Consider the following 22661-nt stretch of genomic DNA (forward strand, 5'->3'; position numbering starts at 1 on the left):
TACCCGGAGTTCCCATGCCGTTCCAGTTCGAGGACCACGACCCCGAGACCTACCGCCGCAAGGCCAAGCTGATCAGCCTGGCCATGGCCGGCCAGCTGATCGTCTTCGGGCTGGTGTTCTCGCAGCTGCTGACCACGGCCTTCGGCTCCAGCTTCTGGCTCAATGCCCTGGGCGTGCTGCTGGGGCTGGTCGCGACCAGCCTGGTGTTCGCGGTGCTGCGCGAGCGCCCCTGGATGACCGAGATGCGCTATGTCTGGCAGCTCAAGCACCAGCTGTCCCGGGTCAGCGGCTACCTGCCGGCGCTGCGCCGCGGCATGGCGGAGGGCAACGACACGGCGCTGGCGGTGCTCGCCTTCTACCACCAGGGCATGGCCCAGCTCGCCGAGCTCAATGGCCGCACCCTGGACGACGATGCCGAACTGCTCGCCGAGCGCGAGGTGGTGCGTACCGCCCGTCGCGAGCGCGGCCTGCCCGAGCGCGTATCCGGGCTCGACCCCCATGACCTGGATGCGTTCCGCAAGGGCTGAGTCAGGCCCTGGCGGCATAGGCGAAGAGCAGGGTCTCCTGGGCGCTGATCGGGGCCGCACCGCCGGGCTGCTGCTTGACGTAGAGGCCGTCGCTGCGCAGCAGCCAGCTCTGGCAGTTGTCCACCAGGTAGGTCTCGAGGTCCTTGCGGACCCGGGCGGCCAGCTTCCTGTCCAATAGCGGGAAGCAGGTCTCGACCCGATGGAACATGTTGCGCGCCATGAAGTCGGCGCTGGAGCCCCAGGTCTCCGGCTTGCCGTCGTTGTGGAAATGGAACACCCGGGTGTGCTCCAGGAAGCGGCCGATGATCGAGCGCACCCGGATGTTCTCCGAGATGCCGGGAATGCCCGGGCGCAGGCAGCACATGCCACGGATGATCAGGTCGCACTCCACCCCGGCCCGCGAGGCCCGGTAGAGGGCCTGGATCAGCTTCGGCTCGGTGAGCGAGTTGCACTTAATGATCAGGTGGGCGCGCTTGCCCTTGCGGGCATGTTCGGCCTCCCGGTCGATCTTGGCCACCATCTGTTCGTGCAGGGTGAAGGGGGCGTGCAACAGCTGCTCGATGTGCCGGGCCCGGCCCATGCCCGAGAGCTGCTGGAAGACCTTGTGCACGTCGGCGCAGAGCACCGGGTCGGCGGTGAGCAGGCTATAGTCGGTGTAGAGCTTGGCGGTCCGCGAGTGGTAGTTGCCGGTGCCCAGGTGGGCATAGTGGCGCAGCTTGCCCCGTTCACGACGCACGATGTGCATCATCTTGGCGTGGGTCTTGTAGGCCATCACCCCGTAGATGACGATGGCCCCGGCTTCCTGCAGGCGCGAGGCCAGGGCCAGGTTGTCGGCCTCGTCGAAGCGTGCCCGTAGCTCAATCACCACCGTGACCTCCTTGCCGTTGCCGGCGGCCTCGACCAGGGCGTTGACGATGGGCGAGTCGGCGCCGGTGCGGTAGAGGGTCTGCTTGATGGCCAGCACGTCCGGGTCCCGCGCGGCCTCCCCGAGCATCTCCTCCACCGGGGAGAAGGACTGGAAGGGATGATGGAGCAGGATGTCGCCATCGGCGATCGCGGCCAGCACGCTGTCGGCCTTGCGCAGTGCCTTGGGCAGGCCGGGGGTGAAGGGGCGATAGAGCAGCTCGGGACGCTCCACGTCGCCCAGCACCGACATCATGCGGGTCAGGTTCACCGGGCCGTTGACCCGGAAGAGGTCCGGCTCCTCGAGCTGGAACTGCCTGAGCAGGAACTCGGCCAGCTCGTCGGGGCAGTTGTCGGCCACCTCCAGCCGGACCCCGCTACCGTAGCGCCGCGACAGCAGCTCTCCGCGCAGCGCCGAGGCGAGGTCGGAAACCTCCTCGGGGTCCACGGCGAGGTCGGCGTTGCGGGTCAGTCGGAACTGGTAGCAGCCGAGTACCGTCATGCCGGGAAAGACCTCCTCGGCATGGGCATGGATCATCGAGGAGAGGAAGACGTACTCGCTGAAGCCCGCCTCGCAGAGCGCCTCGGGCAGGGCGATCACCCGCGGCAGCGAGCGGGGTGCCGGCAGGATGGCCAGGCCCCCCTCGCGGCCGAAGGCGTCCTTGCCCTCGAGCTGGACGATGAAGTTGAGGCTCTTGTTGACCAGGCGTGGGAAGGGGTGAGAAGGGTCCAGGCCGATGGGGCTGATCACCGGCATGATCTCGGTCTCGAAGTAGTCGCGCACCCAGGCGCCCTGGGCCTCGGACCAGTCCCCGCGGCGACGGAAGCGAAGCCGCTGGGCCTCCAGGGCGGGGATCAGGACCTCGTTGAGGATCTGGTACTGGCGCGCCACCTGGGAATGGGCGATCTGGGCGATCTCGGCCAGCACCGAGCGGGGCGAGCGACCGTCGGCGCCTGTGGCATCATCGCCGAGCAGCACCTGGTTCTTGAGGCCCGCCACGCGGATCTCGAAGAACTCGTCCATGTTGGACGAGAAGATCAGCAGGAACATCAGCCGGTTGAGCAGCGGATGAGCCTCGTCCAGGGCCTGTTCCAGCACCCGGACGTTGAACTGAAGGTGGGAGAGCTCGCGGTTGAAGTAGAGCCCGGGGTCGGCCAGGTCTGCCTCCGGGTCCGGCAGCGCCTTGGGCTTGATGCCGGTGCGGGTCTGGTTCAACCGCGGGGCGGGAGGCTCGGGGGGCTCGCCGCCCCCCGTCTGGGTGGGCATGTCGGGCTGCCGGTCGGGACCGCGTGTCTCTTCCATGGGGTTTCCCTGTCGTCGGGCGGAAGGGCGCTGTCCCTCCCGTCGGCTATGTCGTCGCGAGCAGCCTGGCCGCGCGCTTGGCGAAGTAGGTCAGCACGCCGTCGGCGCCGGCGCGCTTGAAGCAGAGCAGCGATTCGAGAATCACCGCGTCCGCCTCCAGCCAGCCGTTCTCGAAGGCGGCCATGTGCATGGCGTACTCGCCGCTCACCTGGTAGGCGAAGGTGGGCACCTTGAGTTCGTCCTTCACCCGGCGCACCACGTCCAGGTAGGGCATGCCGGGCTTGATCATCACCATGTCGGCCCCCTCGGCCAGGTCCAGGGCCACCTCGTGGAGCGCCTCGTCGCCGTTGCCCGGGTCCATCTGGTAGGTGGTCTTGTCGGCCTTGCCCAGGTTGCCGGCGGAGCCCACGGCGTCGCGGAAGGGGCCGTAGTAGCGCGAGGCGTACTTGGCGCTGTAGGCCATGATCCGGGTGTTGACCAGCTGCTCCTGCTCCAGCACGTGGCGGATCGAGCCGATGCGGCCGTCCATCATGTCCGAAGGGGCCACCACATCGGCGCCCGCCTCGGCGTGGGAGAGCGCCTGCTTGAGCAGGGTCTCCACGGTGCGGTCATTGTGGACGTAGCCCGCCTCGTCGAGGATGCCGTCCTGGCCGTGGCTGGTGTAGGGGTCGAGCGCCACGTCGGTGATGATGCCGAGCCCGGGGATCGCCTCCTTGAGGGCGCGCACGCTGCGCTGGACGAGGCCCGAGGCGTTGTAGGCCTCCTCGGCCAGTTCGCTCTTCAGCGCCGTGCCCACCACCGGGAAGAGGGCGATGGCCGGGATGCCGAGCGCAAAGGCCTCCCGGGCCTCCTCGATCAGCAGGTCGAGCGACAGCCGCTCGACGCCCGGCATGGAGGGCACCGCCTCGCGCTGGCCCTCGCCCTCGAGCACGAACACCGGCCAGATCAGGTCGGCCGCGGTCAGGGTGTGCTCGCGCATCAGGCGGCGCGAGAAGTCGTCGCGGCGCATGCGGCGCAGGCGTGAGGTCGGGAACTGGCGTGTGGTCATGAAGCTCAAGGCGTCTCTCCGGATAGGGGGATCGGGACCGCCGCCCCCGTCATTATGGCGATGCCGGATGACGGCCTGATGACAGCGGGAGTCGAATGCCTCGAGTATATCAGTGTCGCCCGGCGTCGAAAGCCGCGCCTTGTCGCACCCTGGCCGACTCTCTAAAGTGAAGGCTTGCGGATTTCAGGGCCTGGCTTCGCCGGGCGCCTACCTTCAAGGAGAAAGGCATGAGCAAACAGGTGGCGGTCATCCTCTCGGGATGCGGGGTGCAGGACGGTGCCGAGATCTACGAGACCACCCTGACCCTGCTGCGCCTCGATCAGCTGGGCCTGGGCTATCGCTGCTTCGCCCCCGACATCGAGCAGCATCATGTCGTCGATCATCGTCGCGGCGAGGTGGCCGACGGCGAGCGTCGCAATGTGCTGACCGAGTCGGCGCGCCTGGCCCGCGGCGAGATCGCGCCCCTCGACGAGCTCGAGGCCGACGACTTCGATGCGATCATCCTCCCCGGCGGCTTCGGTGTCGCCAAGAACCTCTCGAACTTCGCCGAGGCTGGGGATGGCATGCAGGTGCTCGACGAGCTCACCGAGGCGCTGTCCGGCTTCCATGAGGCGCGCAAGCCGATCGGCCTGATGTGCATCAGCCCGGTGCTGGTGCCGCGCCTGCTCGGCCCCGGCATCGCCGTGACCGTGGGGCACGATCCGGGCGTCGCCGGGGCGATCAGTGCCATGGGCGGCCTGCACCGCAGCTGCGGGGTCGAGGACATCGTGGTGGATTTCGAGAACCGCGTGGTGACCACCCCGGCCTACATGCTGGCCACGCGCATCAGCGAGGCCGCCACCGGCATCTTCAAGCTGGTCGACCGCATCGACGAATTGATGGACCTGTAAGTTTTAAGCGCCGAGCGCCGAGCTACAAGCAAGCCCCGAAGTCTTCGAGCTTCGGGGCTTGCTTTTGCCGGGTTGGGTCTTAGTCGGGTCTTATCGTGCTGGCCTTGGCCGCTTGGCGCTATGCTTCCTCGTCTTCCTCGTCCTTCTCCCGCTTGCGGCGGACCAGGCGACCGAACAGCAGACCGACCTCGTAGAGCAGGTACATCGGCACCGCCAGCAGGCTCTGGGAGACCACGTCTGGCGGGGTGAGCAGCATGCCGATGACGAAGCAGCCCAGCACCACGTAGGGGCGCTTCTTCGACAGGCTCTCCACCGTGGTGGCGCCCGAGAGGATCAGCAGGAAGGTGGCGATGGGGATCTCGAAGGCCACCCCGAAGGCGAAGAACAGCTTGAGGACGAAGTTCAGGTACTGGTTGATGTCGGTCATCACCGCGACGTTCTCCGGCCCGGTCTGGGTGAAGAACTGGAACAGCAGCGGGAAGACGACGTAGTAGGCGAAGGCGGCGCCACCGTAGAACAGCGCCACGCTGGAGGCCAGGATCGGCAGCGCCAGCGCCTTCTCGTTGTCGTAGAGCCCCGGGGCCACGAAGGCCCAGGCCTGGTGCAGCACGTAGGGAATGGCGGCGAACACCGCCACCACCAGGGTCAGCTTGAAGGGCGCGAGGAAGGGAGAGGCCACCTCGGTGGCGATCATCTGCGATCCTTCCGGCAGCAGCGCCATCAGCGGCTGGGCGACGAAGGAGTAGATGTCGTTGGCAAAGGCATAGAGGCCCAGGAAGATCACCAGGATCGCGATCACGGCGCGCATCAGTCGCGAGCGCAGCTCGATCAGGTGCTCGATCAGCGGGGCCTGGTTCTGCTCCTTGGGGTCACCGGTCTTGCTCATCGGGGGGCAGAATCCTTGTCGGCGTTGGAGGCATCGGCGGGGCGCTGGGAATCATCGGCCTCGCTGCCCGTGCGGGCCCTGGCGAGAGCGTCATCGAGCCGCTTCTCGGGAGGGGCGGCCGGCGGGGCTTCGCCGGTATCGTCACCGGCCGAGGCCGACGGGCGCTTGCCGCTCTCGTCCTCGGCGATGCTCTCCACGCCGCGCTTGACCTGCTGGACGCCCTCGTCGAGCTTCTTCTGCTGCTCGTTGAGCTTCTGGCGCAGCTCCTCCGCCTCGAGCTGGGCACTGATCTCGCGCTGCATGCCCGAGACGGTGCGCTTGATCTTGCCGATCCACAGCCCCAGGGTGCGCGCCGCCTTGGGCAGGCGCTCGGGACCCAGCACCAGCAGGCCCACCACGCCGATGAGCATCAGTTCGAGAAAGCCCATATCGAACATGGCGGGTTACTTGCGCTCTTCCTGGTGCTCTTCCTTGTCATGGGCCTTCTGCTCGGCCTTGACGTCGTAGGTATTGACCTCTTCGTCATGGCTGACGCGGGCCTGGGGGTCGTCCGCCTTCTCGCCCTCGTCCTTATCCTTCTCTTCCTCGTGCATGGCCTTCTTGAAGCCCTTCACGGCGCCGCCCAGGTCACCGCCGACGTTGCGCAGCTTCTTGGTGCCGAAGATCAGGATGATGATGCCGAGAACGATCAGCAGCTGCCAGATACTGATACCACCTAACATAGTTGCTTCCTCAGGTTGGGGCTCCGGGAGGTCCCGGAAGGGCCAGTTGACGCTAGGGTTGCCGTGCGGCCTTCTCGTCGTGTCCGGAGACGCCGAAGCGGCGGGCCAGCTCATCCAGGACCTGGCGGTGGTCGAGGCCCAGGTGCGAGAGCATTACCAGGCTATGAAACCACAGGTCGGCCGTTTCGGCGATCAACGCTTGGCGTGCCGACTCGTCGCCATGCTCGGCGTCCTTGGCGGCCAGCAGGGTCTCGGTGGCTTCCTCGCCGACCTTCTCGAGTATCTTGTTCAGTCCCTTGTGATGCAAGGCCGCCACATAGGAATCCTGTGGCTCCGCCCGGCGGCGTTCTTCGAGCACAACGTGAAGACGGTCGAGGATATCGCTCATGGGAGAAGGTTCCGTTGCAGTGGGTGGAAGAGCGGGGCGGACATCAGTGCCAGGCCAGCAGCAGCACGCCGAGGGCGGCGGCGGCCAGGGCCGGCCAGGGCTGACCTGCGGCCCACTCGCTCAGCGGCTGCCAGGCGAGAGCGGCGACCAGCAGCAGCAGGCCCAGCCGAAGCCGCCGCTGGCTCCTGCCCCGCTGGCTCAGCGCTCGGGAGATCCCGCCCATGGCGTCGACCTGGCGGCGCCGCTGGCGGTGTTCCAGCTCGGTTCGGGTGAGGACCTGGTGGGCGAGCACCGGCAGCTCGGGCAGTTGACGAGAGAGCTCCGGGGCCTGTCGCTTGAGCGACTCCCAGAGGCCGCTGGCGCCGGCGCGCTCCTTCATCCAGCGCTCCAGGTAGGGCTTGGCGGTGCTCCACAGGTCCAGGTCGGGGTAGAGCTGGCGGCCGAGCCCCTCGATGTTGAGCAGCGTCTTCTGCAGCAGTACCAGCTGCGGCTGGACCTCCATGTTGAAGCGTCGAGCGGTCTGGAACAGGCCCAGCAGCACCTGGCCGAAGGAGATGTCCTTGAGCGGCTTCTCGAGGATCGGCTCGCACACCGTGCGGATCGCCGCGGCGAACTCGTTGGCGCGGGTCCCCTCGCCCACCCAGCCCGACTCGATGTGCAGCGCCGCCACCTCGTAGTAGTCCTGGTGGAAGAAGGCCAGCAGGTTGCGTGCCAGGTAGTCCTGGTCCTCGCGGGTCAGGCTGCCGACGATGCCGCAGTCGATGGCGATGTACTGCGGGTCGTGGGGATGTTCGAAAGAGACGAAGATGTTGCCCGGGTGCATGTCGGCATGGAAGAAGTTGTCGCGGAACACTTGGGTGAAGAAGATCTCCACGCCGCGTTCGGCCAGCTTCTTGAGGTCGGTGCCCTGGGCGAGCAGCGCCGCGGTATCGGCCACCGGGACCCCGTAGATGCGCTCCTGCACCATCACCCGGTGGTGGGTCAGTGCCCAGTGGATGGCCGGCACGTAGAGCAGCGGCGAGCCCTTGAAGTTGCGCTTGAGCTGGGAGGTGTTGGCGGCCTCCTTGGTGAGGTCGAGCTCGTCGAAGAGCGTGGCCTCGTAGTCGCGAACCACTTCCACCGGGCGCAGTCGGCGGGCCTCGGGAATTCTTGCCAGCACGCTGGCGAAGCGATACATCAACGCCATGTCCTGGCGCATCACGCGCTCGATCCCCGGACGGATGATCTTGACCACCACGGCTTCGCCCCCGTGCAGCCGGGCGGCATGCACCTGGGCGACGGAGGCCGAGGCCAGGGGCTCGGGCTCGAAGCTGGCGAAGGCATCCTCCAGCGACATCCCCAGCTCCTCCTCGACCAGGGCCATGGCCTGGTGGCCGGGAAAGGGCGGCACCTGGTCCTGGAGCCGCTGCAGTTCGTCGGCTATGTCCTCGGGCAGCAGGTCGCGGCGGGTCGAGAGCATCTGGCCGAACTTGACGAAGATCGGCCCCAGCGACTCCAGCGCCAGGCGCAGGCGCACGCCCCGGGAGCGGTCGCCGATCGGCACCAGGCGCAGCGGTGAAAGCGTGAACAGGCCGCGCAGCCACCAGGGCATCCGCTCCAGCGGCAGCAGGGTATCGAGCCGGTAGCGGGTGATCACCCAGAAGATGCGCGTGAGCCGCAGGATCATCGAGTCGTCTCCGGCGGGGCCAGGCGACGTCGCAGCCGCGCCAGGCGCGCCTCGAGGCGGTCGGTGGCGATCTCCACCTCGGTCAGCTGGTCGCGCAGCGCCTCGAGCTGGTGACGCCCCGGCAGCAGCCGTGCCTCCTCGAAGACATATTCGCCCACGTCGGCGCAGAACTCCTGGCGGGTGCGCAGGCCCCATCGGGAGAGGCTGCGCAGCCCCTCGGCCAGGCTATGGGCCGGGATGTCGCCGAGCCAGCGGGCGAGTTCCGCCTCCCAGTCCAGGTCGAGGTCGAGCAGCAGGTCGCGGGTCGCTTCCAGCAGATGGGTGCGCCCCCGCACGGCGAGCTTGCCCTGGAACATCAGGCGCTCGACGGAGGCCCCGCCCAGCAGTTCGCCGAGAGTCTCGGCATCCAGCTCGACCACGGCGTCGAAGCCCTCCTCGGCGGTGTCGACGGGGCGCAGCAGGTCGAGGCCGGCCGGGTGGAAGTGGATGGCCAGCGCCAGGGCGGGGCGCTCCAGGCGCAACAGGATGCGCTGGCCAGCCAGCCGGGCCAGGCGCGACGGCGCCGCCGGATCGCGGGCGAGCAGGGCGTTCAGGGTGCGTTCCAGGCCGGCCAGCAGCAGGGTGGGAGACAACGCCATCATGCCCTCACAGCTTGATGCCGCGGTGCAGGGCGACGATGCCCCCGGTGAGGTTGGTGTACTCGACGCGCTCCAGCCCGGCGGCCTCCATCATCGCCTTGAGGGTCTCCTGGTCGGGGTGCATGCGGATCGACTCGGCCAGGTAGCGGTAGCTGTCGGCGTCGCTCGCCACCAACTCGCCGATCTTCGGCAGCAGGCGGAAGGAGTACTCGTCGTAGGCCCTGGAGAACAACGGGTTGCCCGGCTTGGAGAACTCCAGCACCAGCAGGCGTCCGCCGGGCTTGAGCACTCGGGTCATGGAGCGCAGCGCGGCGTCCTTGTCGGTGACGTTGCGCAGGCCGAAGGCGATGGTGATGCAGTCGAAGGTGTTGTCGGGGAAGGGCAGGCACTCGGCGTTGGCCTGCACGTACTCGACGTTGCCGCCGATGCCTCTGTCGAGCAGCTTGTCGCGGCCGACCCGCAGCATGGACTCGTTGATGTCGGCCAGCACCACCCGGCCGCGGGGGCCCACCATGCGCGAGAACTTTCCCGTCAGGTCGCCGGTGCCGCCGGCGATGTCGAGCACGCTGTGGCCCGGGCGCACGCCGGAACGCTCGATGGTCAGGCGCTTCCACAGGCGATGGATGCCCATCGACATCAGGTCGTTCATGACGTCGTAGCGGGCCGCCACCGAGTGGAAGACATGGGCCACGCGCGAGGCCTTCTCCCCGACCGGGACTTCCTGATAGCCGAAGTGGGTGGTGTGCTTGTCACTGGCGCTCATGCCGTGGGGGCTCCCGAATCGCTGTGATGGGGGGAGGCCTGGCGGCCTCGCAATGGGCGCCATTGTAGCCTTCCCCGGCGACGATTGTCTTGACGCAGGGAGTCACTGAGGTGACCCCGAGGGCGCCGGGGACAGGCCGAAGAGGGGGTCCTACGCCATGGATGGCGTCGGTAGCGCCCAGGGAAGGGTTCACAGCGCCCCCTCGCAGGCCTGTCGCCGGATCAGCCGAGGGGAGGGCAGGCGACAAGTCTTGCTGTCAGAGCTGCTTGATCTCGATGCCCAGGGGCTCCCGGGAGGCGCCGGCCTCTTCCAGTCGGCGCAGGTAGTCGGCCCAGTTGGCCTCGCGCCTGCGGATCAGGTCGTAAAGGTAGTCCCAGCTGAAGAGCCCGCTGTCGTGGCCGTCGTCGAAGTGCAACTTGAGGGCATAGCGGCCGGTCTGGGTGATGTCCTTCAGGCCGACGTGCTTCTTGCCCACCTGCAGGGTGGCGGTATCGGGGCCATGGCCGCGTACCTCGGCGGAGGGCGAGAAGACCCGCAGGTACTCCACCGGCAGCCGGTAGCTCTCGCCGCCTTCGTAGGTGAGCTCGAGCTCTCGGTCCTTCTTGTGGTAATGCACCCTGGTGGGAATCGGGGCTGTCATGGTACCTCCTGGCTTGTTTCGCACCTCGAGCTTCGCGTGGCTCGAGGTGCGAAGCCCGTGGCTTAGAGAATATACCGCGACAGGTCCTCGTCCATCGCCAGCTCGCCGAGCTGGGAGTCGACGTAGGCGGCATCGATCGACAGCGGGCTGCCGAAGTCGCCACCCAGGTACGAGGCCTCCTCGAGCAGGCGCTCCATCACGGTGTGCAGTCGGCGGGCGCCGATGTTCTCGGTGCCCTCGTTCACCTTCCAGGCGATCTCGGCGATGCGCGCGATGCCGTCCTCCGTGAAGGCGACCTCGAGCCCCTCGGTGGCCAGCAGCGCCTGGTACTGCTTGGTCAGCGCGGCGGAGGGCTCGGTGAGGATGCGCTTGAAGTCCTCCGGCGTCAGGGCGTTGAGCTCGACGCGGATCGGCAGCCGGCCCTGCAGCTCGGGGATCAGGTCCGATGGGCGCGACAGGTGGAAGGCACCGGAGGCGATGAACAGGATGTGGTCGGTGCGCACCATGCCGTACTTGGTGGAGACCGTGGAGCCCTCGATCAGCGGCAGCAGGTCGCGCTGGACGCCCTCGCGGGAGACCTCGCCACCGCTGGACTGGCCGCTGCCCTTGCAGACCTTGTCGATCTCGTCGAGGAAGACGATGCCGTTCTGTTCCACCGCCTCGACGGCGCGGCTCTTGATGTCGTCCTCGTTGACCAGCTTGCCGGCCTCCTCGTCACGCAGCAGGCCGAAGGCGTCCTTTACCGCCACCCGGCGGATCTCGCTCTTCTGCTTGCCCATGCCGGCGAAGAGGTTCTGCAGCTGGCTGGTCATCTCCTCCATGCCTGGCGGGGTCATGATGTCGACGCCGGAACCCTGGGGCGTGACCTCGATGTCGATCTCCTTGTCGTCGAGCTGTCCCTCGCGCAGCTTCTTGCGGAAGATCTGGCGGGTCGAGCTGTCCTGGCGGGGCTCGTCCTCCTGGCCACGGGGCGGTGGCAGCAGGGCGTCGAGGATGCGCTCCTCGGCGGCGTCCTCCGCACGGTGGCCCACCTCGGCCTTGGCCTGCTCGCGCACCAGCTTGATGGCGGCCTCGGTCAGGTCACGGATGATCGATTCGACGTCGCGGCCCACATAGCCCACCTCGGTGAACTTGGTGGCCTCGACCTTGATGAAGGGGGCGCCGGCCAGCTTGGCCAGGCGGCGCGCGATCTCGGTCTTGCCCACGCCGGTGGGGCCGATCATCAGGATGTTCTTGGGCGTCACCTCATGTCGCAGCTCACCGTCGAGCTGCATGCGACGCCAGCGGTTGCGCAGGGCAATGGCCACGGCGCGCTTGGCGTCCTGCTGGCCGACGATGTACTGGTCCAGGGCGTGGACGATCTCGCGGGGGGTCATCCGGGTCATGGTCAGAGCTCTTCCAGGGTGACGTTGTGGTTGGTGAACACGCAGATGTCACCGGCGATGGTCAGGGACTTCTCGGTGATCTCGCGGGCACCGAGTTCGGTGTTCTCGAGCAGGGCACGGGCGGCGGCCAGGGCGAAGTTGCCGCCGGAGCCGATGGCGATGATGCCCCCCTCGGGCTCCACCACGTCACCGTTGCCGGTGATGATCAGCGAGGCATCCTTGTTGGCCACGGCGAGCAGCGCCTCGAGACGGCGCAGGGCACGGTCGGTGCGCCAGTCCTTGGCCAGTTCCACGGCGGCCTTGACCAGGTTGCCCTGGTACTTCTCGAGCTGCGCCTCGAAGCGCTCGAAGAGGGTGAAGGCATCGGCGGTGCCGCCGGCGAAGCCGGCCAGGACCTGGCCGTGGTAGAGGCGGCGCACCTTGCTGGCGTTGCCCTTCATCACGGTATTGCCCAGCGAGACCTGGCCGTCACCGGCCAGCGCCACCTGGTCACCGCGGCGCACGGAAACGATCGTGGTCATGGAGGGGACTCCTTGGGGGAGCACAGGGCTCCCGATGACTGGCGGCGCCGCGGGCGGGGCCGGGGCGCCGTGGATGAACTCAGGGAGTGAAGTGCGGGCGGGGGGCGAGGAATTCAACCTTGGTCGTGCCTCCCTCGCCCGGTCGGGCGGGTCAGTTCTGCAGCTGGATCAGCAGCGGCTCGATGCCCTGGGTGACCATCAGGTCCTGGGCGCGGTTGAGCTCGCGCCGGTCGCTGTAGGGGCCGACCTGAACCCGGTGCCAGGTGTCGCCGCCACCGGCCTTGACCTCGCTGATCTTGGCGAGCAGGCCGAAGTCACGCAGCCGGCCCGCCAGCCTGCTGGCATCGCCCGCCTCGCGGAAGGAGGCAGCCTGCAGCATGAAGCGGGCATCGGCCGGCGGGTCGTCCGTCGCCTGAGTGTCCGGGCGGTCGTCCGGCGCCGTGGCGTCGGCGTCCAGGTTGGCGGCGATCACCTGGGCGATGGGGTCGTCGCCGGTGGTCGCCGCGGGCGTCTCGGGGCGCTCCGGCGGGGTGGCCGTGGAGGCCGGCACCTTGCCCCCGGGGGCAATCACCTCGGACTCCGGCAGCAGGGTGTAGAACTCGAAGGTCGGCATCGGCGGCTCCTCGGGGGTGGCGGCCGGTTCGCCTTCCCGGGATTCCTGGCGGTCCCCGGGTTTGGTCAGCACCGTGGCCAGCGGCGAGTCGCTGCCCTCCTGCCAGGGGGCGATGCCCTGCTGGTGCTGGGCCAGCAGGAAGCCTGCCACCAGGCCGACCAGGCCCCACAGCCAGCCCGGGATGCCGCGGCGCGGGGGCGGGGCGGAGCGGCGCCGCGGGCTGCTGGTGGCGCCGCGCTTGCGGGGGGCCGGTTTGCGGCTGCTGGCCATGGCTTACATCTCCTCGGGCGCGCCGACACCCATCAGGTCGAGGCCGTTGCGCAGGACCTGGCGCGTGGCCAACCCCAGCGCCAGCCGGGCGTTGCGCAGGGCGTCCTCGTCGACCATCACCTTCACCGCGTTGTAGCAGGTGTGGAAGTCGGCGGCGAGGTCGAGCAGGTACTGGGCGATCTGCTGGGGCTCGTGGGCGGCGGCGGCGTGCTGGACCACCTCGGGATAGCGGGCCAGGCGGTTGAGCAGCGCCTTCTCCTGGTCGGCCTCCAGCAGGGGCAGGCTCTGCATGGCCAGGGCGGGATCGAACGGCTTCTCCTCGGCCTCGGCCTTGCGCAGCATGCTGCACACCCGGGCGTGGGCGTACTGCACGTAGTAGACCGGGTTGTCGTTGGACTGGGAGCGGGCCAGGTCGATGTCGAAGGTGAGCTGGGAGTCCGCCCGGCGGGCGGCCAGGAAGAAGCGGGTCGCATCGCGGCCCACCTCGTCGATCAGGTCGCGCACCGTGACGTAGCTGCCGGCGCGCTTGGAGAGCTTCACCTCGACCCCGGAGCGGGTGACCATCACCATCTGGTGCAGGACGTAGTCGGGCCAGCCTTGAGGGATGCCGGCCTCGAGGGCCTGGAGGCCGGCGCGCACTCGGGTCACGGTGGAGTGGTGGTCGGCCCCCTGCTCGTTGATCACGGTCTCGAAGCCGCGCTGCCACTTGTCCAGGTGGTAGGCGACGTCGGGCAGGAAGTAGGTGTAGTGGCCGTCGGACTTGCGCATCACCCGGTCCTTGTCGTCGCCGAAGTCGGTGGTGCGCAGCCACAGGGCGCCGTCCTGCTCAAAGGTATGGCCCTTCTCGATCAGCCGCTGGACGGTGGCCTCGACCTTGCCCTGCTCGTAGAGGGAGGACTCCAGGAAGTAGACGTCGAACGTCACGCCGAAGGCCTTCAGGTCGAGGTCCTGCTCGCGACGCAGGTAGGCCACGGCGAAGTCGCGGATGGCGTCGAGGTCGTCCGGGTCGCCTGCCGCCGTGACGTGACGGTCATCGGCATGCACCGTCTCCCCGGCCAGGTAGGCGTTGGCCACGTCGATGATGTAACCGCCACGGTAGCCGTCCGCCGGCCAGCCCGGGTCGCCGGGGTCGATGCCCTTGACCCGCGCCTGCACCGAGCGCGCCAGGTTGCTGATCTGGGCGCCGGCGTCGTTGTAGTAGAACTCGCGGGTCACCTCGTGGCCGGTGGCCTCGAGCAGGCGACAGATGCTGTCGCCGATGGCGGCGCCGCGGCCGTGGCCGACGTGCAGCGGCCCGGTGGGGTTGGCGGAGACGAACTCCACCTGCACCCGGCGGCCCTGGCCGGTGAGGTTGCGGCCGAAGGCATCCCCGGCCTCGAGCACCTGGCGCACGACCTGGGCGGCGGCGTCGGTGGCGGCGAAGAAGTTGACGAAGCCCGGGCCGGCGATCTCCACCTTCTGTACGGCGTCGCTCGCCGGCAGGGCCGCGACCAGCGCCTCGGCCAGCTCGCGGGGCTTGCGGCCGGCCGGCTTGGCCAGCATCAACGCCAGGTTGGTGGCGTAGTCGCCGTGGGCCTTGTCGCGGGTCGGGTCGACCTTGATGGTCGGCGCGAGATCGGCGGGCAGCACGCCCTGCTGCCGGAGGTTGTCCAGGGCGCCCTCGAGCAGCGCGATGATGGTCTCTTTCATGGAAGTGTCCGGTGTCCTGTGGCGTGGGCGGTGCGGGGCGACCGCCGGGCGAGTCTGGGGCGCCATTATCGGCAATCGGCGCCGGGCTTTAAAGGTGTGTGGTCAGGCCAGGGTCTGCGGGTCGATGTCCAGCGACCAGCGTACCCGTCGCGCCTCGGGGCGGCCCTCGAGCCAGGCGACCAGCCAGGCGCCGGCCTCGTGCAGCTGGCTGCGGCGGTCGGCGGCCAGCATCAGCTGCAGGTGATAGCGGTTCTGGCGCCGCTCCATGGGGGCCGGGACCGGCCCCAGGCAGTCGACCGCGAGGCCGCGCTCGCCGATCCGCTGGCGCAGGGCCTCGGCGGCCAGGCCCCCCAGGGCGACCACGGCCGGCTCGCGGGGCGCCTCGAGGCGCAGCAGGGCGAGGAAGCGGAAGGGCGGCAGCCGGGCGGCCCGCCGCTCCTCCAGCAACTGGCCGGCGAGGGCGTCGTAGCCCCGCTCGGCCAGCAGGCGCAGGTGGGGGTCGTCGGTGTGCAGGGTCTGCACCAGCACCCGGCCGGGGTGCGCGGCGCGGCCGGCGCGGCCCGCCACCTGCTCGAGCAGCTGGGCGCTATGCTCCAGCGCCCGGAAGTCGCTGGCATAGAGGCCGGCATCGGCATTGACCACCACCACCAGGGTGACGTGGGGCAGGTGGTGCCCCTTGGCCAGCATCTGGGTCCCCACCAGCAGGCAGGGGTCGCCGCGGCGTACCTCGGCCAGCATCTGCTCGAGGGCGTCGCGGCGTCGGGTGCTGTCGCGGTCGATGCGGTGCACCGTCACCTCGGGGAACAGCGACGCCAGGGTCTCCTCGGTGCGCTCGGTGCCGCTGCCCAGCGGGCGCAAGTCGACGCTGCCGCAGGTTGGGCAGGCGTCGGGGAGGGCGCGGCGCCGGTCGCAGTGGTGGCAGGCCAGCAGCGGCGGCTGCCGGTGCAGGGTCATGCGCGCATCACAGTGGTCGCACTCGGCCATCCAGCCGCAGGCATGGCAGGCCAGGGTGGGGGCGAAGCCGCGTCGGTTGATGAAGACCAGCACCTGGTGGCCGGCGGCCAGGGTGTCGCGGACCGTCTCGATCACCGGCGGGATCAGTCCGCCCTGGCGGCGGCGGCCGCGCAGGTCGACGAGCTCGAGGCGCGCCGGGGCATGGCGGCTCGCCCGACGGGTCAGGCGCAGGTGGCGGTAGTCGCCCTGCAGCGCCCGCTGCAGGGACTCCAGCGACGGGGTGGCGCTGCCCAGCACCAGCGGGATGCGATGGTGGTGGGCGCGGGCCACGGCCAGGTCGCGGGCATGGTAGCGCAGGCCGTCCTGCTGCTTGTAGGAGCCGTCATGCTCCTCGTCGACGATGATGACCCCGGGGCGGGCCAGGGGGGTGAAGATGGCCGACCGGGTACCCAGCACGATGGGCGCCCGGCCGCTGGCGGCGGCTTCCCAGGCATCGAGGCGCTCATGGTCGGTGAGCCCCGAGTGCAGTGCCACCACCGGCGCCCGGAAGCGGCGGCGGAAGCGGGCGAGGGTCTGGGGCGTCAGGCCGATCTCGGGGACCAGCACCAGGGCCTGGCGATGACGGCCGATGACCGCCTCGATCAGCTGCAGGTAGATCTCGGTCTTGCCGCTGCCGGTGACGCCATGCAGCAGGCAGGGATGGAAGCCGTCGAGCCGCTCGTGGATGGCGGCCAGCGCCACGGCCTGCTCCCGGTTGAGCGGCAGGGCGGGGTCGGCCAGCCCCGCGTCGCCCTCGGCCGGCGGCGAGGCCGCCAGGGGTTCCTCGTGACGGGCCACCAGGCCCTTGTCGGCCAGGGCCCGCAGCTGGTCGCGGCTGAACGACTGGGCGAGGATCGCCTGGCTGACCAGCCCGTGGGGGTGCTGGCGCAGCATGGTCAGCAGTTCGGTCTGGCGAGGGGCTCGGGCGAGGCCCGGCGGAGCGTCCTGGCGGCCGGCCGCGGTGACGCTCCAGCGCTCGCGGGTGCGGGCTTCGAGCGCCCGGCCCTGGCGCAGCAGCCCCGGCATCGCCTGGTGCAGGGTGTCGCCGAGGGCATGCTGGTAGTAGCGGGCGGCGAAGCGGCACAGCCACAGCCAGTCGGCCGGCAGCGGGCCCTCGTCGAGGCAGCCCGCCACCGGCCTGAGGCTCGCGAGCGGCAGCTCACTCTCGTCGCGGCACTCCACGACCACGCCGACGACCTCCCGGCGGCCGAAGGGTACCTGCACCCGCAGGCCGGGCTGCCAGCCCCCCGGGGGAGAGTCGCGGCAGGGGCGGTAGTCGAATAGCCGGCGCAGCGGCGAGGGCACGGCAACGCTTAGTACGCGTGGCACGGGCGGGCAGGGGGAATCGGGCAATTGGCCTCCGGCGTCGGCTCTGCTAGAATGCTTCGCCGCTGCGGACACCCCGAGTGCGTGGCGGCAACCGGTTCGCATCTACAGACAACCCGTATGCGGTGCCTGGCAGAAGATCAGGTGGCGGCATACAGCTTCATGAGGCTCAAGATGAAACAAGGTATCCACCCGGATTACAAGACGGTCAACGCGACCTGTTCCTGCGGCGCCACCTTCGAGGTCGGTACCACCGCCGGTCATGACTTCTCCCTGGACGTCTGCTCCCAGTGCCACCCCTTCTACACCGGCAAGCAGAAGCAGGCGACCACCGGTGGTCGCGTCGAGCGCTTCAACAAGCGCTTCGGTGCCGCCATCAAGCGCTGAGCCGCCAGGCAAGACGCAGCGAGAAACCCGCCCATCGTGGCGGGTTTCTTTATGCCCGGCTGTCGGCGCTCACGTTGGCTGTCTGCCGGCCGTCAGGATAAGCAAAGCGTTATGGCTGGCGGGTTCAGCCATAAGTGTCGCCAAATGGTCGACAACGTCTTCAAACGAGCGTACAACAGGGTAGATGTCTGCCGAGTTGAGCGCGACGGGCTTTTTGTATACGCTAGCCGACCTCCCACTGTTTACCGGATCCTCTCAGCATGACTGACGCGAAGAAGAAGGCGGCGCTGGACTACCACGCGAAACCCATCCCCGGGAAGCTGTCGGTGGAGCTCACCAAGCCTACCGCCACCGCCCGCGACCTCTCCCTGGCCTACAGCCCGGGCGTGGCGGAGCCGGTTCGCGAGATCGCCAGTGACCCGGAGAACGCCTACCTCTACACCGGCAAGGGCAACCTGGTGGCAGTGATCTCCGACGGCAGCGCCATCCTCGGTCTCGGCAACCTGGGCCCGCTGGCCAGCAAGCCGGTGATGGAAGGCAAGGGGGTGCTGTTCAAGCGCTTCGCCGGCATCAACTCGGTGGATATCGAGGTCAACGCCGAGAGCCCGCAGGCCTTCATCGACACCGTGGCGCGCATCGCCGACACCTGGGGCGGCATCAACCTCGAGGACATCAAGGCCCCGGAGTGCTTCGAGATCGAACAGGCGCTGGTCGAGCAGTGCAGCATCCCGGTGTTCCATGATGACCAGCACGGTACGGCCATCGTCACCGCCGCGGGCATGCTCAATGCCCTGGAGATCGCCGGCAAGTCGCTGGACAGCGCCCGCATCGTCTGCCTGGGGGCCGGCGCCGCGGCCATCGCCTGCATGAAGCTGCTGGTCTCCTGCGGCGCGCATCCCGAGAACATCGTGATGCTCGACCGCAAGGGGGTGATCCACAGCGGTCGCGAGGACCTGAACCAGTACAAGGCGATGTTCGCCGTGGAGACCGACAAGCGCACCCTGACCGACGCCATCGAGGGGGCCGACGTCTTCGTCGGCCTCTCCGGCCCGGGACTGATGAGTGCCGACCACATCCGCAGCATGGCCCCCAGCCCGGTGGTCTTCGCCTGCACCAACCCGGACCCGGAGATCCACCCCGACGTGGCCCGGGAGACGCGCCCGGACGTGATCATGGCCACCGGCCGCTCCGACTACCCCAACCAGGTCAACAACGTGCTGGGGTTTCCCTTCATCTTCCGCGGGGCGCTCGACGTGCGCGCCACCCGCATCAACGAGGAGATGAAGGTCGCCGCCGTCCACGCCCTGAAGGACCTCGCCCGCGAGCCGGTGCCGCAGGAGGTACTGGAGGCCTACGAGATGGACGAGATGAGCTTCGGGCCGGAGTACATCATTCCCACTCCCGTGGACATCCGCCTGCTCGACCGGATCTCCTCGGCGGTGGCCCAGGCCGCGGTGGACTCCGGGGTGGCGCGCAAGCCCTATCCCTCCCACTACCCGCTGAAGAGCGTGGATGATGTCTACGGCGGCTGAGCCGCGGAGGCCTTCCCCGTTGCACGACGCCGCCGGCCCTCGGGCCGGCGGCGTCGTCTGTGGCGTGCGGGACGCGGGTGGCTACCAGTCGTAGAGGAGGGAGGCGCTGGTGGTATGGTCGGTGCGGGCCTCGGCGCCCTCCGGCGGTCGGGAGTTGTCCCGGATCTCGTGGGAGAGCCGCAGGGCCAGATGGGAGTTGAGCCGTGAGGTGAGCGACGTCAGCGAGCGCGAGGTGGTGTTGTCATCGGTCGCCTCCACCGAGAACTCCTGCTCCAGGCTGGAAGTCTCCGAGAAGGACCACTCGTAGGCCAGCGCCCCGTAGGCCACGCCCAGGGAGGCGTTCTCCTCCCCCTCGATGCGGTCGTAGCGGTAGCCCGGGCCCGCCTCCAGCGAGAGCCGGTGTCGTCTGCCGTCGAGCAGGTCGCGGCCATAGCCGCCGATGGTGGTGAACTGCTGGTCGTAGCCGCTGAACAGGTCCTTCTCCCAGCGGGCGAAGCCGAATATATAGTGGGGGCCGTCGAGCTCGTAGCGCTCGCGGCCGGCCACCAGATATTGTTCGGCGCTGGTGTCGCCGTTGCGCGAGACGTTGCGCACCTCGCCGCGCAGGCTTTGGGTCCAGTCGCCGGTTACCCAGATGAGCCGGCCCTTGCCGATCAGAGTCTGGCTTTCGGTGTTGCCCGAGAGGTGGGTATAGCCCAGTTCGGCGCTGCCGCTGAAGCCCTGGTCATCCTCCTTGGGCGGTGGCGGGGCGTAGAAGGGGCCGGCCTGAGTGCCGCCGGCGATCGTCAGCAGGCCGCAGAGGGCCGCCCATCGAATCATCGAAGGGAGTGTCGCGGTATGCGGCATGGTGTCAGTCTCCCCGGGTTGCCGGATGTCGGTAGCTGCCCGAAGCGGCGTGCGAGGTTGCGCTGCCCGGACGGCGTCCCTGCCGCCCGGCGCGGGTTACGGGTGTCGGCCTAGAAGATGGCCTCGTAGGCGCCGGTGCCCTGGGAGCCACTCTCGCGCTCGACCTCACGCTCGACGCGACGCGACTGGAAGTCGGGCAGGTGGTCGGCCATGAACAGCTCCTCGATGCCGCCGCCCTGGCCATCGCGCAGCAGGCGTCCGGTGTCGGGGTCGACCCGCTCGGTGACCACGCTCTCCGGCCGCTCCGGCCAGCGCTCCGGCTGGTCCTCCAGGGCCTGGCCCATGAAGTCCATCCAGATCGGCAGGGCGGCCTGGGCGCCGTACTCGGCGGTGGAGGAGTTGTCGTCCTTGCCCACCCAGGCGGTGGACACCAGGTCGCTGTTGAAGCCGGCGAACCAGGCATCGCGCTGGTCGTTGGTGGTGCCCGTCTTGCCGACGATGTCGCCGCGGCCGAGTTCCAGGGCCTTGCGCGCGGTGCCTCGCTCGACCACGTCGCGCAGCATGTCGCGCAGGATGTAGACGGCGGCGGGATCGGCGACCCGGGGAGCGACCTCGAAGGTCTCGCCGTCGAGCTCGACGGTCTGCTCACCCTCGCGGCAGTCGCGGCAGGCGACGCGCGGGCTGGCCTCGTCGACGACCGTCGTGTCATCGCCGCGGGTCACCCGCTCGATGAACCAGGGTGACACCTGGAAGCCGCCGTTGGCCAGCACCGCATAGGCGTTGGTCATCTCCAGCGGGGTCAGGCTCGCGCTGCCCAGTGCCAGGGAGAGGCCGCGCGGCAGCTGATCGCCGGCGAAGCCGAAGCCCTGGAGGAACTCGATGGTGCGATCCAGTCCCAGGGACTGCAGCACGCGGATGGTGACCAGGTTGCGCGACCGCGCCAGGGCATCGCGCAGCCGGATCGGGCCGAGGAAGTCGCCGCTGGAGTTCGCCGGGCGCCACAGGTCGTTGCTGCCGTCCTGCATCACCACGGGGGCGTCATTGACCACGCTGGCCGGGTTCATCTCGCCGCTGTCCAGCGCCGCCAGGTAGACGAAGGGCTTGAAGATCGAGCCGGACTGGCGGCGGGCCTGGGTGGCGCGGTTGAACTTGCTGGCATCGAAGTCGAAGCCGCCCTGCAGGGCCAGGATGGCCCCGGTGTCGGGATCCATCGCCACCAGCGAGCCCTCGGCGTCGGGGCGCTGGGAGAGGCGCCAGCTGCCGTCTTCCCGCTGCAGGATGCGCACCAGGTCGCCGCGGCTGGCGATCTCGCCGGCCGCGCCCGGGGCGGCGCCCCGGCTATTGGCGCTGCGATAGGGGCGCGCCCACTCCAGGCCGGCCCAGTCGAGGGTGTGCAACTCGCCGCCGCGGGCCAGCACCCGCATCTCGCGGCCTTCGCTCTCCACCACGATGGCCGGCTGCAGGGGGCCATAGGCGGGGGTGCGCTCGAGCACCTGCAGCCAGTTGCTGACGTCGCCCTCGATACCCTCGACCTCGGTCTGGCTGCGCTCGGCGGCGCGCCGGGCGGTCTGCATGATCTCGGGCGACTCGGCGAGTTCCTCCTCCAGGCCCTCGCGTCCGGTCTGTTCCTGGGCCTCGGCCAGGCTGCGCGGGATGTCGGTCTGCTCTGGGCCGCGCCAGCCGTGCCGTGTGTCATATTCGATCAGGCCGCCGGCCAGGGCCTGGCCCGCCAGCGGCTGCAGCTCGCTGTCTAGGGTGGTGTGGATGCGATAACCGCCGGTGTAGGCCCGGTCGCCATAGCGTTCCACGGCGAACTGCCGGGCCATCTCGGCGACGTAGTCGGCCTCCACCTCGAGCTGGGCGAGGTGGCGCCGCGCGGTGACCGGGGCCTGCACGGCTTCCTCGTAGGCCGCCTGGTCGATGATCTCGAGCTCCCGCATGCGGAACAGGATCCAGTTGCGGCGGATCAGCGCCCGTTCGGCGTTGGCCAGCGGGTTGAAGGCGGAGGGCGCCTTGGGCAGGCCGGCGATCATCGCCGTCTCGGCCAGGGTCAGCTCGGCCAGCGGCCGGTCGTAGTAGACCTCCGCGGCGGCGGCGATGCCGTAGGCACGGTTGCCCAGGTAGATCTTGTTGACATAGAGCTCGAGGATCTCCTCCTTGGAGAGGATCTGCTCCATCTGCAGCGCCAGCAGGATCTCGCGGATCTTGCGGGTGAAGGTCCGGTCCAGGGTCAGCAGATAGTTGCGCGCCACCTGCATGGTGATGGTCGAGCCCCCGGACTGGATGTCGCCGCCGCTCGCGGCCAGTTCCACCGCGGCACGCGCCAGGCCCTTGGGGTCGACGCCACGGTGGTCGAAGTAGGTGGCATCCTCGGCGGCCAGCAGGGCCCCGATGAGCTCCTGGGGGATCTCCTCATACTCCACCGGCGTGCGGCGCTCCTCGCCAAACTCGCCGATCAGCTTGCCGTCGCGCGTGAGGATGCGCAGCGGGGTCTGCAGCTCGAAGTCCTGCAACTGGCGCACATCGGGCAGGCCGGGCGCGAAATAGAGCGCGGCACCCACCACGCCCAGCACCCCGGCGGCGGAGAGCGAGACCAGCAGCCAGAGGACGGAGACAACCAGGGTTCTGAGTAACTTCATGAAAACGCGGTATCCATGCTGGGAACGGGGGCGGAGTGGTGGCGATGAAAGTGGCCTTCCCTTGCGGCCGCCATTATAGGAAGCCG

General features: G+C 69.1%; 21 protein-coding genes. 4 read left to right on the top strand and 17 right to left on the bottom strand.

Translation table 11 applies throughout. The features are described from left to right. The first annotated feature begins 14 nt into the window (after positions 1-14). The gene (locus QLQ83_RS03575; RefSeq protein ID WP_282734190.1) at positions 15-527 is read left to right on the top strand and encodes a DUF3087 family protein; all 513 of its coding nucleotides are present in this window, start codon (positions 15-17) and stop codon (positions 525-527) included. 1 nt (position 528) lies between these two features. On the opposite strand, the gene ppk1 is transcribed toward QLQ83_RS03575, so the two are convergent. Further along, a complete protein-coding gene (gene ppk1 / locus QLQ83_RS03580) occupies positions 529-2733 on the bottom strand; it encodes a polyphosphate kinase 1 (RefSeq protein WP_407650028.1) in 2205 nt (734 codons plus the stop codon). Between the two features lie 46 nt (positions 2734-2779). Then, on the bottom strand, positions 2780-3781 hold the full coding sequence (gene hemB / locus QLQ83_RS03585; RefSeq protein ID WP_411971112.1) for a porphobilinogen synthase: 1002 nt from the start codon (positions 3779-3781) through the stop codon (positions 2780-2782). 227 nt (positions 3782-4008) lie between these two features. Between hemB and elbB the strand changes: the two genes are divergently transcribed. After that, on the top strand, positions 4009-4671 hold the full coding sequence (gene elbB / locus QLQ83_RS03590) for an isoprenoid biosynthesis glyoxalase ElbB (RefSeq protein ID WP_282734192.1): 663 nt from the start codon (positions 4009-4011) through the stop codon (positions 4669-4671). A 118-nt stretch (positions 4672-4789) separates the two neighbouring features. Here the strand turns inward: elbB and tatC are convergent, their stop codons facing one another. From tatC to QLQ83_RS03655, 13 genes are all read right to left on the bottom strand, one after another. After that, entirely contained in the window at positions 4790-5557 is a 768-nt protein-coding gene (tatC, locus tag QLQ83_RS03595) for a twin-arginine translocase subunit TatC (RefSeq protein ID WP_282734193.1), read from the bottom strand. Beyond that, entirely contained in the window at positions 5554-5994 is a 441-nt protein-coding gene (tatB, locus tag QLQ83_RS03600) for a Sec-independent protein translocase protein TatB (RefSeq protein ID WP_282734194.1), read from the bottom strand. Before tatB ends, tatC begins: the two co-directional genes overlap by 4 nt. A 6-nt stretch (positions 5995-6000) precedes the next feature. Beyond that, the gene (tatA, locus tag QLQ83_RS03605; RefSeq protein WP_282734195.1) at positions 6001-6279 is read right to left on the bottom strand and encodes a Sec-independent protein translocase subunit TatA; all 279 of its coding nucleotides are present in this window, start codon (positions 6277-6279) and stop codon (positions 6001-6003) included. Positions 6280-6331: 52 nt separating this feature from the next. Further along, entirely contained in the window at positions 6332-6667 is a 336-nt protein-coding gene (locus tag QLQ83_RS03610; protein ID WP_282734196.1) for a phosphoribosyl-ATP diphosphatase, read from the bottom strand. Between the two features lie 43 nt (positions 6668-6710). Continuing rightward, positions 6711-8333, bottom strand: a complete 1623-nt coding sequence (gene ubiB, locus QLQ83_RS03615; RefSeq protein ID WP_282734197.1) for a ubiquinone biosynthesis regulatory protein kinase UbiB — start codon at positions 8331-8333, stop codon at positions 6711-6713. Then, on the bottom strand, positions 8330-8971 hold the full coding sequence (locus QLQ83_RS03620; RefSeq protein ID WP_282734198.1) for a ubiquinone biosynthesis accessory factor UbiJ: 642 nt from the start codon (positions 8969-8971) through the stop codon (positions 8330-8332). The genes ubiB and QLQ83_RS03620 overlap by 4 nt, the downstream gene beginning before the upstream one ends. 7 nt (positions 8972-8978) lie before the next feature. After that, positions 8979-9734, bottom strand: a complete 756-nt coding sequence (gene ubiE / locus QLQ83_RS03625) for a bifunctional demethylmenaquinone methyltransferase/2-methoxy-6-polyprenyl-1,4-benzoquinol methylase UbiE (RefSeq protein ID WP_282734199.1) — start codon at positions 9732-9734, stop codon at positions 8979-8981. Positions 9735-9990: 256 nt separating this feature from the next. Further along, positions 9991-10374, bottom strand: coding sequence for a gamma-butyrobetaine hydroxylase family protein (locus tag QLQ83_RS03630; RefSeq protein WP_282734200.1), 384 nt, complete (start codon positions 10372-10374; stop codon positions 9991-9993). A 62-nt stretch (positions 10375-10436) separates the two neighbouring features. Next, positions 10437-11759 carry an ATP-dependent protease ATPase subunit HslU gene (gene hslU / locus QLQ83_RS03635; RefSeq protein WP_282734201.1) on the bottom strand — a complete coding sequence of 441 codons (1323 nt, stop codon included), beginning with the start codon at positions 11757-11759 and terminating at the stop codon, positions 10437-10439. A gap of 2 nt (positions 11760-11761) precedes the next feature. Further along, positions 11762-12280 carry an ATP-dependent protease subunit HslV gene (hslV, locus tag QLQ83_RS03640; protein WP_282734202.1) on the bottom strand — a complete coding sequence of 173 codons (519 nt, stop codon included), beginning with the start codon at positions 12278-12280 and terminating at the stop codon, positions 11762-11764. Positions 12281-12431: 151 nt separating this feature from the next. Continuing rightward, a complete protein-coding gene (locus tag QLQ83_RS03645; protein WP_282734203.1) occupies positions 12432-13163 on the bottom strand; it encodes an SPOR domain-containing protein in 732 nt (243 codons plus the stop codon). A gap of 3 nt (positions 13164-13166) precedes the next feature. Beyond that, complete coding sequence (gene argS / locus QLQ83_RS03650) at positions 13167-14852, bottom strand: arginine--tRNA ligase (RefSeq protein ID WP_282734204.1); 1686 nt, start codon at positions 14850-14852, stop codon at positions 13167-13169. 102 nt (positions 14853-14954) lie between these two features. Further along, the gene (locus QLQ83_RS03655; RefSeq protein ID WP_282734205.1) at positions 14955-17198 is read right to left on the bottom strand and encodes a primosomal protein N'; all 2244 of its coding nucleotides are present in this window, start codon (positions 17196-17198) and stop codon (positions 14955-14957) included. Between the two features lie 147 nt (positions 17199-17345). Between QLQ83_RS03655 and rpmE the strand changes: the two genes are divergently transcribed. Together rpmE and QLQ83_RS03665 are read left to right on the top strand one after the other, a co-directional pair. After that, the gene (gene rpmE / locus QLQ83_RS03660; RefSeq protein WP_040185115.1) at positions 17346-17558 is read left to right on the top strand and encodes a 50S ribosomal protein L31; all 213 of its coding nucleotides are present in this window, start codon (positions 17346-17348) and stop codon (positions 17556-17558) included. A 260-nt stretch (positions 17559-17818) separates the two neighbouring features. After that, the gene (locus tag QLQ83_RS03665) at positions 17819-19090 is read left to right on the top strand and encodes a malic enzyme-like NAD(P)-binding protein (RefSeq protein WP_282734206.1); all 1272 of its coding nucleotides are present in this window, start codon (positions 17819-17821) and stop codon (positions 19088-19090) included. An 81-nt stretch (positions 19091-19171) separates the two neighbouring features. Here the strand turns inward: QLQ83_RS03665 and QLQ83_RS03670 are convergent, their stop codons facing one another. Next, on the bottom strand, positions 19172-19936 hold the full coding sequence (locus QLQ83_RS03670; RefSeq protein ID WP_407650029.1) for a DUF481 domain-containing protein: 765 nt from the start codon (positions 19934-19936) through the stop codon (positions 19172-19174). 110 nt (positions 19937-20046) lie between these two features. Then, positions 20047-22575: a penicillin-binding protein 1A gene (locus tag QLQ83_RS03675; RefSeq protein ID WP_282734207.1), complete on the bottom strand. Its 2529-nt coding sequence runs from the start codon at positions 22573-22575 to the stop codon at positions 20047-20049. Between the last annotated feature and the right edge of the window lie 86 nt (positions 22576-22661).

Origin of the sequence: Halomonas rhizosphaerae (assembly GCF_030010555.1) — a bacterium.
Taxonomy (GTDB): Bacteria; Pseudomonadota; Gammaproteobacteria; order Pseudomonadales; family Halomonadaceae; genus Halomonas; species Halomonas rhizosphaerae.

Coding starts and splice junctions, on each gene's coding strand:
- elbB (WP_282734192.1), top strand. CDS start 4,009: ATGAGCAAACAGGTGGCGGTCATCCTCTCGGGATGCGGGGTGCAGGAC.
- hslV (WP_282734202.1), bottom strand. CDS start 12,280: ATGACCACGATCGTTTCCGTGCGCCGCGGTGACCAGGTGGCGCTGGCC.
- hemB (WP_411971112.1), bottom strand. CDS start 3,781: ATGACCACACGCCAGTTCCCGACCTCACGCCTGCGCCGCATGCGCCGC.
- QLQ83_RS03670 (WP_407650029.1), bottom strand. CDS start 19,936: ATGCCGCATACCGCGACACTCCCTTCGATGATTCGATGGGCGGCCCTC.
- QLQ83_RS03610 (WP_282734196.1), bottom strand. CDS start 6,667: ATGAGCGATATCCTCGACCGTCTTCACGTTGTGCTCGAAGAACGCCGC.
- QLQ83_RS03665 (WP_282734206.1), top strand. CDS start 17,819: ATGACTGACGCGAAGAAGAAGGCGGCGCTGGACTACCACGCGAAACCC.
- QLQ83_RS03630 (WP_282734200.1), bottom strand. CDS start 10,374: ATGACAGCCCCGATTCCCACCAGGGTGCATTACCACAAGAAGGACCGA.
- ubiB (WP_282734197.1), bottom strand. CDS start 8,333: ATGATCCTGCGGCTCACGCGCATCTTCTGGGTGATCACCCGCTACCGG.
- QLQ83_RS03620 (WP_282734198.1), bottom strand. CDS start 8,971: ATGGCGTTGTCTCCCACCCTGCTGCTGGCCGGCCTGGAACGCACCCTG.
- tatB (WP_282734194.1), bottom strand. CDS start 5,994: ATGTTCGATATGGGCTTTCTCGAACTGATGCTCATCGGCGTGGTGGGC.
- rpmE (WP_040185115.1), top strand. CDS start 17,346: ATGAAACAAGGTATCCACCCGGATTACAAGACGGTCAACGCGACCTGT.
- QLQ83_RS03675 (WP_282734207.1), bottom strand. CDS start 22,575: ATGAAGTTACTCAGAACCCTGGTTGTCTCCGTCCTCTGGCTGCTGGTC.
- tatC (WP_282734193.1), bottom strand. CDS start 5,557: ATGAGCAAGACCGGTGACCCCAAGGAGCAGAACCAGGCCCCGCTGATC.
- QLQ83_RS03575 (WP_282734190.1), top strand. CDS start 15: ATGCCGTTCCAGTTCGAGGACCACGACCCCGAGACCTACCGCCGCAAG.
- tatA (WP_282734195.1), bottom strand. CDS start 6,279: ATGTTAGGTGGTATCAGTATCTGGCAGCTGCTGATCGTTCTCGGCATC.
- hslU (WP_282734201.1), bottom strand. CDS start 11,759: ATGACCCGGATGACCCCCCGCGAGATCGTCCACGCCCTGGACCAGTAC.
- ppk1 (WP_407650028.1), bottom strand. CDS start 2,733: ATGGAAGAGACACGCGGTCCCGACCGGCAGCCCGACATGCCCACCCAG.
- ubiE (WP_282734199.1), bottom strand. CDS start 9,734: ATGAGCGCCAGTGACAAGCACACCACCCACTTCGGCTATCAGGAAGTC.
- argS (WP_282734204.1), bottom strand. CDS start 14,852: ATGAAAGAGACCATCATCGCGCTGCTCGAGGGCGCCCTGGACAACCTC.
- QLQ83_RS03645 (WP_282734203.1), bottom strand. CDS start 13,163: ATGGCCAGCAGCCGCAAACCGGCCCCCCGCAAGCGCGGCGCCACCAGC.